Source organism: Streptomyces sp. NBC_00080, from assembly GCF_045041255.1.
In the GTDB taxonomy this organism is placed as follows: Bacteria; Actinomycetota; Actinomycetes; order Streptomycetales; family Streptomycetaceae; genus Streptomyces; species Streptomyces coriariae.
This window is the reverse complement of the sequence record NZ_CP108235.1, coordinates 7841770-7854528: the sequence shown is the minus strand read 5'-3', so window position 1 is coordinate 7854528 and position 12759 is coordinate 7841770. Positions and strand designations below refer to the sequence as shown.

Genomic DNA, 12759 nt, shown 5'->3' with positions numbered 1-12759 from the left:
CCGGACCGGTGTCCTCCAGGACCACCGCCTGACGAAGAGCTGATCAACCGGCGTTCGGCGCGGGCCGTTTGTACATCCGGGTCGCCGTGATCTCGCTGCGCACCTGCACCGCATCGCCTTCTCCGGCCGGGGCCTGCTGCGGCAGACCCGGCCGGAGGTGTTCCTCGACGCTGATGTACTTCAGGCCTGCCCGCAGGTCGGCGTCGTTGCGCAGCCGGATGACCAGCGGGAACTCCGCCAGCGCCGTCGTGTCGAACAGCCCTGTGGTGTACAGGAGCTGCACGCCGAGGGCGTCCGAGACGGCGCGCTGGAGCTCCAGCAGATAGGTCGCGTTGGCGCGCCCGATGGGGTTGTCGAGGAACAGCGTGCCGGCGTACCGGTGTTTGTCGCGACCCCGGTCGTTGCTCCTGAGCGCCGCCATCGTGCAGTACAGGGCGATGGCCGCGGTGAGCAGCTGTCCACCGGAAAAAACGTCGCCCATCTGACCGACGGGGACCCGCTCGGCCCGCAGTACGGCGTCCGGCTTGAGGATCTCGACGGCGACACCCTTGGGCTGAAGGGCCGCGCCGACCCCGCGCAGCAGCAGTGACATGCCGTCGCGCCGCAGATCGGAGTTCTTCTTCACGGCGGCCCGGGTCGCCTCGTCGATGACCTCGCCGAGCCGCTCGGTGAGGGTGCTCTGGTCGGGCTCCTCGAAGCGGATGCGCAGGAACTCCTGGCCGGACCACTCGCCGAGTCCCTCGGGCAGCCGGGAGAGCCGCTGGGCCGAGCGCAGGGTGGCGAGCGAGGACTCGACGAGCCCGCGCAGCCGGTCCACGATCGAGTCCCTGTTGCGCTCCAGCTGCTCCAGCTCGTCGGTCAGGACACGCAACCGGGGCGCGAAGGCGTTCGCCCACTTCTGCGCGTGCTCGGGCAACGCGGCGGCGGGCAGCTCACGGATCTGCTGGCGGGCCGGGGTGCGGACCTGCTCGTAGCGCGTGGAGTTGGCGTGCCGGACGAGGATGTCACTGGCCTCGCGGACGGCGGACTCGGCGGCGGACAGGTCGGCGGCGCAGCCGCGCAGCGAGCGGCGGGCCTCGGCGGCCGACTGCCGGGCCTCCTCCGGGGTGCCGGGGTAGGGCTCCGCCTCCTCCTGCTCCTCCTCGGGGGTGTGCTCGCGCAGCAGGTCCCGGAGCATCGCGGCGATCTCGTCGAAGCCGCCGGCCGCGTCCTCGGCGGCGCGGTGGTCGGCCAGGAGTTCTGCGTGGGCCTCGCGGGACCGGCTCAACGCCTCGGTGCGGGAGGCGAGTTCGGTCGTCGCGGTGCGCAGCAGCGCCTGGGCGTGCTCGGCGTCGCGCGGCTGGAGCTCCTCGGGCAGCTCGGTGTGGGTCCCGCCGTCCTCGGGGGCGTGCCGCTCGGTCTCGCCGCGCAGCCGCCCGAGCTGCTCGCTCGCGGTGGACACACGGGTCTCCAGGAGCTGCACCAACTCCTCCGCACGGGCGGCGGCGGCCTGCCGGGACGGCCCGTCGGAGCCGTCGGGCGACTGGAGCAACTGCTCCGCGCGCGTGCGGACCTTGTTGCTGAGCCGGTCCAGCTCGGTGCGGGCCCCGCTCTCGTCGCTCTCCGCGCGGGCCTGCTCGGCCCGCAGGTCCGCGCCGACGCCGACCTTCTCGTACAGCTGGGAAGCCGCCCGGTAGGCCTCGCGGAGGGCGGGCAGGGACGCCCCGGACGCGTCCGTCCCGCCTTCCGGTACGTCGTCGGGGGCGCCGGCGATCTCGGCGCGTTCGGCACGCAGCGCACGCGCGGTGCGGCGGGCGTCGTCGGCGGCGCGCTGGGCGCCGCGGCGGTCCTCGTCGGCGGCGCGGGCGCGCTCCAGGCAGGTCTGGGCGCGGGCCTCCGACTCGGCGGCCTCGTCGGCGAGTTCGCGCACCTTGACCTGCCACCCGGCGCGTTCGCGCAGCCGGAAGGCGAGGCCGGCCAGGGCGTCGGCGGCTCGCCTGGCCTTCTGCGCGGCCTCCTGGCGCTCGTCGCGCACCTGGGCCGCCTCGGCGGCGATCTCGTCGGCCTCCGCGCGCGCGGTCCGTGCCTCGGACAGCTCGGCCTCGGACTCCTCGGCGAACGCGCGCGCCTCCCCGGCGGACCGGGCCAGTTCGGTGAGCCGCCCGGCGGGACAGCCGGTACGCCACGAGGACAGCCGGGCGGCCAGCTCCCGGTCCTTGCCGAGCCGCGCGGCGAGGCGGCGGATGTCGTCGTCCCGCTCGGTCGCCCGCGCACGCAGCGCCTGCCGTTCCTCGTCGGCGGCGTGCTCGTCGTGCATGGCCGGGTTCGGCGGGACGAGGAAGACGTCTGCGCTCTGCGCGTCGGCCGCCGGGGTGGGCGCCAGCAGGGCGGCGGCCGTACCGACGGCCACGGCCGAACGGGGCAGCAGCGCGGCTTCACCGAGAGCCTCCCGCGCGCGCGCGTGCGAGGCGGGGTCGGTGATGATCACGCCGTCGACCAGTTCGGGCCGCGCGGCGAGCACGCGCGCGTGGTCGGCGGGGTCGACGGCCTGCGCGAGGTAGCGCCAGCCGGGCAGGGCAGGGATGCCGTGCTCGCCGAGGAACTCGACCGTGGCCAGCACGTCCGGGCCGGGCGGCAGCAGTCCCCCGTCACCGAGCGCGCCGAGGATGCGGGAGTCGTCGGCGGCCGCCGTCCGCAGCTCGAAGAGCTGCCGTTCGGCGGAGGAGACGGCGTCGTCGAGGAGATCACGCAGTTCGTCGGCGCAGCGGTCCAGGTCCTCGGGGGTCAGCAGGGAGCCGTCGTCCGGCTCGCCGTTCTGCCGTGGCTGCGGGATCCGCGGGCGGGCGCCGCCGGTCAGTCCGAGCAGCTCCGCGAGCCGTTCCTCGCCCGCCAGGGACTCGGCGAGCCGCAGCTCGGCCTCGTGGGAGCGGTGCGCGGCCGTCGCCGCGTCGGCGGCCCGGGCCGCGGTGAGCTCGGCGCGGGACTCCGCGGAGGCGGCCTCGCGCGCGTGCTCGGCGGCCCGGCGTGAGGCGTCACGCGCGGTGTCCCAGGCGGCGACGGCGGTCTTCTCGGCGTCGCTGGCGGCGAGGGCCGCGCGGGCGGGGTCGGCGTCGGGCGCGCTGTCGTCGAGCCAGCCCGCGCGTACGGCCTCGGCGGTCTCCTGCTCGACCTCGGCGAGGCGCTGGCGCAGGTGGCCGACCTCGCTGCGGGCGCGCTGGGCGTCGGTGGCGGCGGACGTCGAGTCCCGGTGTGCGGACTCGCCGACCTCCTGGAGTGCCGCCGAGCGCTCCTCCTCCTCGTTGGCGAGGGCCTCGGCGTTCTCGGCGGCCGCGTGCAGGGCCCGGACGAGGTCGACGGCGGCCCTGGCGCGGGCGGCCAGCGCGGGGGCGGCGTCGCGTTCGGCCTCCTGGATCGCGGCGGAGACGCGCGCGACCCGGTCGGCGGCGGCGCGATGGCGCAGCACGGCCTCGGCGGCCTGCCAGGCGGAGTGCAGGGTGCGGGCGTCGGCGAGTTCGCGCTTCTGCGCGGCGGCGGACTTCTCGGCGCCGGCGAGCGCCAACGAGGCATGACGGTAGGCGAGTTCGGCGGCGATCAGCGCGCTGCGCTCGCGCGCGCTCTCGGAGTGCGTGACGGCGTAGGCGGCGGCCGTGACCCGCTGGGCGAGATCACCGGCCCGTGCCTTCTCCCGCAGGCCGCGCGAGGACAGCCGCCGGGCCAGCGCGCGGGTGCGGCGCTCGGCGCCGGCGTGGATGTCCCGCGCGCGTGCCCGCGCCTCGGCGGCCTCGACGATCCGCCCGAGCAGGTCCACCGAACCGGCGGTGAAGTCCCGTTCGGCGATCAGCTCGGCGCGGCGGCCCAGCTTGTTGCCGAAGCCGCTGACCAGGTCGGCGAGCCCGTCGGTGTCCCGTGTGTCGGTCACCGCGCGCAGCAGCAGGTCGGTGAAGTCGGAGTCCTTCTTGACCGCGAAGAGGCCGGCGGCCTCGCCCTCGTCGGCGTTCATCTCCCGCTGGTAGCGGAAGAGTTCGGGGTCCAGGCCCAGCTCGCCCAGGTGCTCGATCCACCGGTCGTGGATCTCCTCCCAGTGCACCTCCAGATGCGGATACGCCTTCCCCGCCTCGGTGATGGCGTCCCGGAACCCCTTCATGGTGCGCCGCCGCCCCTGCGCGCCGGAGGCGCCCTCGACGGGTGGGCGGACGGCGGTGGACTCGGCGACGGGCAGGTTGTCCAGGCTGAGCCCCGGCCCGGGCCGGAACGAGTACCAGGCCTCCGCGAACTTCCGCGGATCGTTGGACACCTGCCGCCCGCGCCACTCGCTCGCCTTGCCGACGACGACGCACTCGCCGGTGAGCACGTGCTGCCACTCCAGTGCCACGTGTCCGCAGTCGTCGGCGAGCAGGAACTTACGGAGTACGCCGGAACTGGCGCCGCCGAGCGTGTTGCGGTGGCCCGGCAGCATCACCGAGAAGATCAGCTTGAGCAGGACGGACTTGCCGCCGCCGTTCTCCAGGAAGAGCACGCCCGCGGGCGCCGGCCGGCGCGGCGGGCCGACCGGCTCCTCCTCGAAGAACTCCGCCTGAGTGGGGGCGGGGTCAGGCACGATGTCGCCCACGCCCCGCAGGTCAAGCACGGTGTCGGCGTAGCGCGCACCGGCAGGCCCGATGGAGTAGAGGCGGACCCGGGACAGCTCGTACATGGCGGACTCTCGTAAGTCTTCGGCAGATCGGGGAGGGAAGGCGCTTCAGAAGCTCAGGGGCCCGAAGGCCCGGTAGCTCGGTAGCTCGGTAGCTCGGTAGCTTCAGGAGTGGAACGGCAGGCCGGCGTCGGCCACCAGGTCCAGGTCCTCGGTCTCCTCGGCCGGCAGCAGCGTCGGAGAGCCGTCGGTGACCGGGACGACGCCCAGCTCCAGCAGCTCGGCCATGGCGGCACCGCCCGCCATGTCACGCACCTGGAGCTGATAGCGGGCGGTCGTCCGGTAGGTACCGCCGCTTTCGTCACCGGTCCGCTGGAGGAAGCCGGAGTCGGTGAGGAACGCGACGGCCTTGCCGACGATGCCGGTCGTCGAACCGGCGAGTCTGCGGGCGTCCTTGGTGGCGCCGGTGGAGCTGCGTCTGGCCCAGATCCGCCAGGCGGCCTCCAGGCCGGGCGCGTCGGTGGCGGGGTCGGTGTTCTCGCCCTGCTCGTCCGCCCGCTCCTCCAGCCGGCGGCAGGCCTGGCGTACGAACGCGTCCACTCCGTTGACGCTGACCCGGCCGATGTAGCCGTCGTCGGCCAGGTCCTCGGGCCGGGGGAACGCCATCGCGGCGACGGAGAGGTGCGCGAGCCCGTGCAGGAACCGGTCGCCGCCGTCGGCGGAGGTACGACGCGCGTAGTCCCCCATCCGCACGGCGAACACCGAGTCCTCGGCTGCGGTCACCGCCATCCCCGCGCGTGGGGAGACCTCCAGCACGATCAGCCCGAGCCCGGTGGCCACGGCGTCGGCGAGCCGCGCGAACGCCGGGTCCTCCCGGTACCGCCGCAGCAGCTCGGCGTACTCCTGGTCCCGCGCGGGCTGCAGCTTGGGCATCAGCCCGAAGGCGACGAGCCGCGCCGCGTCGGCGGCGTCGGCGGGGGTGACGGCGGCGTTCGCCGCCGGGGCGGGGGCCTCCGTGTCGCTCCACTCGACCTGCTCGGTCACAGCTTCGGCTCCTTGGTGTTCTCGTGCTCGTCCACTCGGTTCCCGACCCGGCTCATGCCGCCTCCGTGCGGTCCGCCGCCATCCCCGCGGCGTCCAGCAGGGCGGTGCCGACGATGAGATCGGCTCCGCCGAACCCCGGGTCGTCCAGTTCCTTGCCGTCGTCCACGGCGAACAGCAGTTTCTCCTCGCCCTGGCGGTAGGCGGTGCCCACGGCCGGGCTGGCGGCGTGCACGGCCAGCAGAGCCACCAGATAGGCCAGTTCCTCGCCGTCCTTGGCCCGCGCCTCCTCGAGCAGTCCCGACAGCCGTCGTGGCGCGTCCGCCGGCAGATCGAGCAGCTCCTTGGCCATCGCCAGCTGTTCCTCGCTGAACCGGCTGTCGTCCGGCGTCGCGATGAGGTCCGGCTCCGGCATCTCCGCGCCCAGGTGCTCCCGCTCCACCGGCGGAGTCAGCAGCAGGTCGACGAGGTCGCCCACGCGCACCGACACCGGTGTGCGCAATCCGGTCCCGTGGGCGAAGAACGCGTCGGTGACCCGGACCGCCTGCTCCAGCGGCAGCGGCAGCACGGGGGTGACGAGGTGCCCGTAGAGGTCGATCCCCGACGAGGTCATGGGCGTGGCGAAGGCCTGGCGGTCCTGCTCGGCCCGGAACAGCGGGCCGGCCTCCAGCAGCCGGGACTGCAACTGGGTGTGCCGGCGGATGCAGTCCTTCACGATGTCGACGAGCTCGGCGGCCCGCCGCTTGTTCTCCGCGTCCTCGATCTCGTCGCGTGCCTTGCGGATGTTGGTGAGGATCGCGTTCTCGTGGCGGTAGCGGTCGGCGACGTGGTCGAGGGCCTCGGCGATCATGTCGGGGACGGCGTTGAGCCAGTCCACCGCGCGCACGTTGCGCCGGGTCGCCTCCAGGGCGCGGCGCAGGGTCTCCGAGTACTGCACGGTGCGGTAGCGGGCCTGTTCGGCGGCCAGCTGGGCGTCGGCGAGCCGGCCCCGCCGGATGAGCACCTCGAGCTTGACCTCGGCGGCGATCTGCGCGCTGGTGACGTCGGTGTCGAGGGCGCCGACGAGGACGTTGACCGCCTCGTCGGTCGTGCGGAGGTAGACCGCGCCGCCGTAGCCGGGGACCTCTTCGATCAGCTTGAAGTCGTAGTCGCGGCGCACATACGTGCCGTCCGGCGCGAACGTGCCGTACGCGGCGCGGAAGCCGCGGTCGACGCTGCCGACGTTGATCAGGTTCTCCAGCACCCAGCGGGCCACCCGCTCGTGCTCGGCGACGGGCCGCCGCGGGGCCTGCGCGGCGATGCGCGGCATGAGGCGGGCCACTATCTGGTCGTGGTCGGCTCCGGTGTCGAAGTCCATGTTGAGTGTGACGAGGTCGATGGCGGCGAGGGCGATCTCCGCCATGCCGTAGACCGAGTACTCACCGGCGAGGTTGGCCTTGCGGGCGTCGAGGTCGTGGATCGGCGCGGTGCAGGCGAGCGCGCGCAGGCGCCGCGCCAGCCCCTCGTCGGCCGCCGGGCCCGGTGCGGGGCGCGGCGCCGCGCTGAGCTGGGGCGGAACACGGTCCGTCGACGCAGGCGAAGTCACGGTGCACAGACTAGGTCCTCGGTCTGACATCGACCCAAACGGCGCGGATCGCCTCCGGCGGGATGGCCGGACGACCGCGGGTCGTTCTCCGGCTGCGGGCCGGCGGGAGCCGGTCGAGTCCGCGCGGCGGAGCCGCACATCGATGCAGACCCGCGTCGCTATGGGGTGCTGTCGCCCTCGACCCTTCGCCGGTAGGCCTCGAGCACGCGTTCCGACGAGTCGGCCAGGTAGACGGCCAGCAGCCGCTCGGCCTCCTCCGTGTCCTGCGCCTCCAGGACCTGGAGGATCTGGCGGTTGCGCTGGAGGTAGGGCTCGTGCAGCTTGCGCGGCTCGTCGACGAGGTGAAAGGCGAGGCGCAGCTCGGCGAAGACGCTGCGCATCAGCTCGTCGGTGCGCACGCTTCCGGCCAGGGCCACCAGTTCGCGGTGGAAGTGGAAGTTGGCGGTGCCCAGTCCTTTCCAGTCACTCTCGACGGCCGCGACCTGTCCTTCGGTGACGCTCGCCCGGAGGCCGTCCAGCATGTACGGCGGCTCTCCCAGCCCGCGTACGACGGCGCACTCGACGAGCGCGCGCGTGCGGTAGATGTCCTCGACGTCCTCGACGGTCAGGACCCGGACGAACACGCCCCGGTTCAGCTCGTGGACGAGCAGGCGCTCGTGGGTGAGCAGCCGGAACGCCTCGCGCAGCGTGTTGCGGGAGACGCCGAGCGCCCCGCCGATGCTGTCCTCCGACAGCCGTGTCCCGGGTGGGAAGTAGCCCTCGGCGATGCGGCTCCTGAGGATGTCCGAAACCCGTTCGGCCGTGCTCGTGCGGCCCAGGAGGGCGCGATCGTCGGCCAGTCCCGCCAGCTGCTCTGCCATGCCGGGAATTCAACCGCAGACACGAGAACGAAACAACGTGGGTATTGAAGGATCGTTCAACGATCCTCTACCTTCCTTTCATGGCACCGCCCGTCCCCGCCGCGGCGACCGCCTCCGCACGGCACAGCTCAGTCCCCGCACCCTCCGTCCTCCCTCAGCGAGGTGCCCCATGAGCACGCCCCCTCCATCCCGGACGCCGGCCACCGACACCCGCCCCGCCGCCTCCGCTCCCGCCTCCGGCACCGCTCCCGACGACGGCGCTCTGGCCTGGCTGCGGGCCCTCGGTCCGCGCGGCCGCCGCGCCTTCGCCGGCGCGTTCGGCGGCTACGCCCTCGACTCCTACGACTACTTCACGCTGCCGCTGAGCATGGTCGCGCTGGCGGCCTACTTCGGCCTGGACAGCGGTCAGACCGGCCTGTTCACCACCGTCACCCTGGTCGCCTCGGCGATCGGCGGCGCCGTCGCGGGGGTGCTGGCCGACCGGATCGGCCGGGTCAGGGCCCTGATGATCACGGTGATCACGTACGCGGTCTTCACCGTCGCCTGCGGCTTCGCGCCCAGCTACGAGACGCTGCTGGTCTTCCGGTCCCTCCAGGGCCTCGGTTTCGGCGGCGAGTGGGCGGTCGGCGCGATCCTGGTCGCCGAGTACGCGAGCGCGAAGCACCGGGGTCGCACCCTCGGCGCGATCCAGAGTTCGTGGGCCGTCGGCTGGGGCCTCGCGGTAGTGGCGTACACGCTGGTCTTCTCGTTCTTCGGCGACGACGTCGCCTGGCGCGTGATGTTCTGGACCGGCGCCCTGCCCGCGCTGCTCGTGGTGTGGATGCGGCGCCGGGTGCAGGACGCGCCGGAGGCCACGGCCGCCCGTGAGCAGAGCGCCGAGAAGGGCTCGTTCCCGGCGATCTTCAAAGGGCCGCTGCTGCGGACCACGCTCTTCGCGGGCCTGCTCTCCACCGGTGTGCAGGGCGGCTACTACACCCTGGCGACCTGGGTGCCGACGTATCTGAAATCGGAGCGGGGCCTGTCGGTGGTCGGCACCGGCGGCTATCTGACCTTCCTGATCTCGGGGGCCTTCCTCGGCTACCTCACGGGCGGCTATCTCACCGACAGACTGGGCCGGCGCCGCAACATCTGGCTGTTCGCCCTGCTGTCCGCGGTGTGCATCCTGGCCTACGCGAACATCCCGAGCGGCGCGGACACCCTGCTCCTCGTGCTCGGCTTCCCGCTCGGGTTCTGTATGTCGGCGATCTTCAGCGGCTTCGGCTCCTACCTGAGCGAGCTGTACCCGACGGCCCTGCGCGGCACCGGACAGGGCTTCACCTACAACACCGGCCGCGCCGTGGGCGCCGTCTTCCCCACCACGGTCGGGTTCCTCGCCGACAGCTGGGGCGTGGGCGGCGCGCTGGTGTTCGGCGCGATCGGCTACGCCATCGCCGCCCTGGCTCTGCTGGGGCTGCCGGAGACCCGCGGGAAGGAACTGGAGTGAACCGTCCGATCCTCACGCAGGACAGCCGTCCGCCCCTCGCCGACGACCGTCCCGTCACCCTGCTCGACGAGCACGCGCACGCGTGGAGCCCCGCCACCGCCCGGGCCCGCTTCCGGGCGGGCCTGGCCGGCCCCACGGCCGGGGTCGCGGGCGGCCACACCCAGGTCAACCTGATCTCGGTGCCCGCGGACTGGGCGTACGACATGCTCCTGTTCTGTCAGCGCAACCCCAAGCCCTGTCCCGTCCTCGACGTCACGGACGCCGGCTCCTGGACGACCGTCCTCGCCGAGGGCGCCGACCTGCGCACCGATCTGCCGCGCTACCGGGTCTGGGCGGACGGGGAACTGGTGGACGAGCCGACGGACGTGCGCGCCTACTGGCGTGACGACCTGGTGTCGTTCCTCATCGGGTGCAGCTTCACCTTCGAGTGGGCGCTGTCCGGGGCGGGCGTCCCGATCCGGCACGTCGAGCAGGGGCGCAACGTCCCGATGTACGTGACGAGCCGCCGGTGCCGGCCCGCGGGGCGACTGCACGGCCCCATGGTGGTGTCCATGCGTCCGGTGCCGCCGCAGCACCTCGCGGCAGCCATCCGGGAGAGCAGCCTGCTCCCGGCGGTGCACGGCGGCCCCGTACACTGCGGCGATCCGTCGGGACTCGGCATCGACGACCTCGGCCGGCCCGACTTCGGCGACCCGGTGGAAGCCGCGCCGGACGACATCCCGGTGTTCTGGGCCTGCGGTGTGACCCCGCAGGCCGCGGTGATGGCCTCGCGCCCGCCGTTCGCCCTCACCCACGCCCCGGGACAGATGTTCCTCACCGACGCCCGCGACGAGCAGTACCGCGTGGCTTGAGAAGGAGATACGAAGGAACCATGACCGCGACGACCGCGATCGATCTGAACGCCGACCTCGGCGAGGGCTTCGGCCGCTGGCAGCTGACCGATGACGAACAACTGCTGTCCGTCGTCAGCAGTGCCAACGTGGCCTGTGGCTTCCACGCCGGGGACGCGATCACCATGCGGCGGGTGTGCGACCTGGCGGCCGAGCGGGGCGTGATGATCGGCGCGCAGGTCTCCTACCGGGACCTGGCCGGGTTCGGGCGGCGCGCCATGGACGTGCCGCCCGCCGAACTGGCCGCCGAGGTGGCGTACCAGATCGGCGCCCTGGAGGTGTTCGCCCGGGCGGCGGGCGCGTGCGTGGCGTACGTGAAGCCGCACGGCGCGCTCCACAACCGGGTCGTGCACGACGAGGAGCAGGCCGGCGCGGTGATCGACGGGGTGCTCCTCGCCGATGCCGCGCTGCCCGTGCTCGGGCTGGCCGGCTCGCGCCTGCTGGAGCGGGCCCGGGAGGCGGGGCTCCTGGCCGTCCCCGAGGCCTTCGCCGACCGCGCCTACACCGAGAAGGGCACGCTCGTCCCTCGTGGGAGGGCCGGGGCCGTGATCACCGACCCGGACGCCGTCGTGGAACGGTCGGTGCGGCTGGCTCGCATCGGGCAGATCACATCCCAGGCGGGATCGTCCATCGACGTACGCGCGCGTTCTCTGTGCCTGCACGGCGACACGCCCGGCGCGGTGGAGCTGGCCCGCCGGGTCAGGCGTGGACTGGAGGAGTCGGGCGTACGGGTGGAGGCCTTCGTATGAGCGTGCGCGTGCTGTCCGTCGGCGACGACGCCCTGCTCGTCGAGGTGACGTCGGGCGCGGAGGCCGAGGCACTGCACGCGGAGCTGCTGCGTCGCCGCGGGGCGGGCCTGCTCAGCGCCCGCGAGATCGTCCCGGCGGCCCGGACCGTCCTCCTGAACGGTCTGACCGACCCCGGTCGGCTGGCGTCCGAGCTGGCCGCGTCCGACGTACCGCCGGCTCCCCCGCGTGAACAGGCGGCCGTGGAGATCCAGATCCGGTACGACGGCCCGGATCTGGCCGAGGTCGCCGCCCACTGGGGCGTCCCGGAGGCGGAGGTGGCCCGCATCCACGCGGTCACCGAGTTCCGGGTCGCCTTCTGCGGGTTCGCGCCCGGCTTCGGCTATCTGACCGGCCTGCCTCCGCGCTACGACGTGCCGCGCCGGGCCACCCCACGCACCGCCGTGCCGGCCGGTGCGGTGGCGCTGGCGGGGCCGTACACAGGTGTGTACCCACGTTCGTCGCCGGGCGGCTGGCAGCTGATCGGCAGTACGGACGCGGTGCTCTGGGACCACACGCGCGTGCCGGCCGCGCTGCTGTCGCCGGGCACGCGCGTGCGCTTCGTCCCGATGGGACCGGCGGGACCTGTGGGCACCTCATGAGCGACCGCGCAGTCTCCGTCGTCCGCGCCGGGGCGCTCACCACGGTGCAGGACCGGGGCCGCCCGGGGCACGCGCATCTCGGCGTGCCCCGTTCCGGCGCTCTCGACGCGCCCGCGGCGGCCCTCGTCAACCGGCTGGTGGGTAACCCGCCCGACGCGGCCGTGCTGGAGACGACGCTCAACGGCTGCGCCCTCAGGCCGCGTTCCGACATGACCGTCGCGGTCGGCGGCGCGCCCTGCCGGGTCACCGTGGACGGCCGGCCGGTCGCCTGGGGCGCGCCCGTGCGGGTACGCGCCGGGACCCTCCTGGACATCGGACCGGCCGTCTGCGGGGTACGCACCTATGTGGCCCTGGCCGGCGGCATCATCGTCGAGCCGGTCCTCGGCAGCCGGTCCACCGACCTGCTCTCGGGTCTCGGGCCCCCACCGCTCACGGACGGCACCGTCCTGCCGCTGGGGCGCGAACGCGTCCCGCACGCGCGCGTGGACGTCGCCCCGCAGGCTGCGCCCCCGGCCGAGCTCGTCCTCCGGGTGACGCTCGGCCCACGGGACGACTGGTTCACGCCGGACGCGCTCCGCGCCTTCACCTCGCGGACGTTCCTCGTGTCCTCCGCGAGCAATCGCATCGGACTGCGCACCGAGGGGCCCGCCCTGGAGCGGGCGCGCAGCGGTGAACTGGCGAGCGAGGGCATGGTCCTGGGCGCCGTGCAGGTTCCGCCCGCCGGCCGGCCGGTGGTCTTCCTGGCCGATCACCCGACCACCGGGGGCTACCCGGTGATCGGGGTCGTCCGCGCGGGCGATCTCGCGGCGGCGGCCCAGGCCGTGCCCGGAACACCGGTCCGCTTCGTGGCCGTACGCCGAAGGTGACGCAGAAGCCGACACCTTCCGCTTCGGCTCTTCCGGGC

Annotated in this window: 9 protein-coding genes; 5 read left to right on the top strand and 4 right to left on the bottom strand. The window is 73.8% G+C overall.

The window, feature by feature from the left end; genetic code table 11:
- Positions 1-43: 43 nt before the first annotated feature.
- The 4 genes from OHU34_RS35075 to OHU34_RS35060 form a co-directional block, all read right to left on the bottom strand.
- The gene (locus tag OHU34_RS35075; RefSeq protein WP_405770086.1) at positions 44-4672 is read right to left on the bottom strand and encodes a hypothetical protein; all 4629 of its coding nucleotides are present in this window, start codon (positions 4670-4672) and stop codon (positions 44-46) included.
- A 102-nt stretch (positions 4673-4774) separates the two neighbouring features.
- Positions 4775-5653 (bottom strand): hypothetical protein, encoded by an 879-nt coding sequence (locus OHU34_RS35070; RefSeq protein WP_142269301.1) that lies wholly within the window; start codon positions 5651-5653, stop codon positions 4775-4777.
- Between the two features lie 52 nt (positions 5654-5705).
- On the bottom strand, positions 5706-7235 hold the full coding sequence (locus tag OHU34_RS35065; protein WP_142269302.1) for a hypothetical protein: 1530 nt from the start codon (positions 7233-7235) through the stop codon (positions 5706-5708).
- A gap of 158 nt (positions 7236-7393) precedes the next feature.
- Positions 7394-8095, bottom strand: coding sequence for a GntR family transcriptional regulator (locus tag OHU34_RS35060; protein ID WP_405770083.1), 702 nt, complete (start codon positions 8093-8095; stop codon positions 7394-7396).
- A 169-nt stretch (positions 8096-8264) separates the two neighbouring features.
- On the opposite strand from OHU34_RS35060, the gene OHU34_RS35055 reads away from it, so the two are divergent.
- The 5 genes from OHU34_RS35055 to OHU34_RS35035 are packed head-to-tail and all read left to right on the top strand — an operon-like array spanning position 8265 to position 12721.
- Positions 8265-9578, top strand: coding sequence for an MFS transporter (locus OHU34_RS35055; protein WP_230196474.1), 1314 nt, complete (start codon positions 8265-8267; stop codon positions 9576-9578).
- A gap of 8 nt (positions 9579-9586) precedes the next feature.
- Positions 9587-10429, top strand: a complete 843-nt coding sequence (locus OHU34_RS35050; RefSeq protein ID WP_142269954.1) for a putative hydro-lyase — start codon at positions 9587-9589, stop codon at positions 10427-10429.
- Positions 10430-10449: 20 nt separating this feature from the next.
- Entirely contained in the window at positions 10450-11217 is a 768-nt protein-coding gene (locus OHU34_RS35045; RefSeq protein WP_230196473.1) for a LamB/YcsF family protein, read from the top strand.
- Positions 11218-11219: 2 nt separating this feature from the next.
- Positions 11220-11855 (top strand): allophanate hydrolase subunit 1, encoded by a 636-nt coding sequence (locus OHU34_RS35040; RefSeq protein ID WP_230196476.1) that lies wholly within the window; start codon positions 11220-11222, stop codon positions 11853-11855.
- Complete coding sequence (locus OHU34_RS35035) at positions 11852-12721, top strand: biotin-dependent carboxyltransferase family protein (protein ID WP_142269306.1); 870 nt, start codon at positions 11852-11854, stop codon at positions 12719-12721. Before OHU34_RS35040 ends, OHU34_RS35035 begins: the two co-directional genes overlap by 4 nt.
- Positions 12722-12759 lie beyond the last annotated feature (38 nt).

Excerpts from the sequence above, each read along its gene's own strand:
- OHU34_RS35075 (WP_405770086.1), bottom strand. The coding sequence starts at position 4,672 with ATGTACGAGCTGTCCCGGGTCCGCCTCTACTCCATCGGGCCTGCCGGT.
- OHU34_RS35060 (WP_405770083.1), bottom strand. The coding sequence starts at position 8,095 with ATGGCAGAGCAGCTGGCGGGACTGGCCGACGATCGCGCCCTCCTGGGC.
- OHU34_RS35055 (WP_230196474.1), top strand. The coding sequence starts at position 8,265 with ATGAGCACGCCCCCTCCATCCCGGACGCCGGCCACCGACACCCGCCCC.
- OHU34_RS35035 (WP_142269306.1), top strand. The coding sequence starts at position 11,852 with ATGAGCGACCGCGCAGTCTCCGTCGTCCGCGCCGGGGCGCTCACCACG.
- OHU34_RS35045 (WP_230196473.1), top strand. The coding sequence starts at position 10,450 with ATGACCGCGACGACCGCGATCGATCTGAACGCCGACCTCGGCGAGGGC.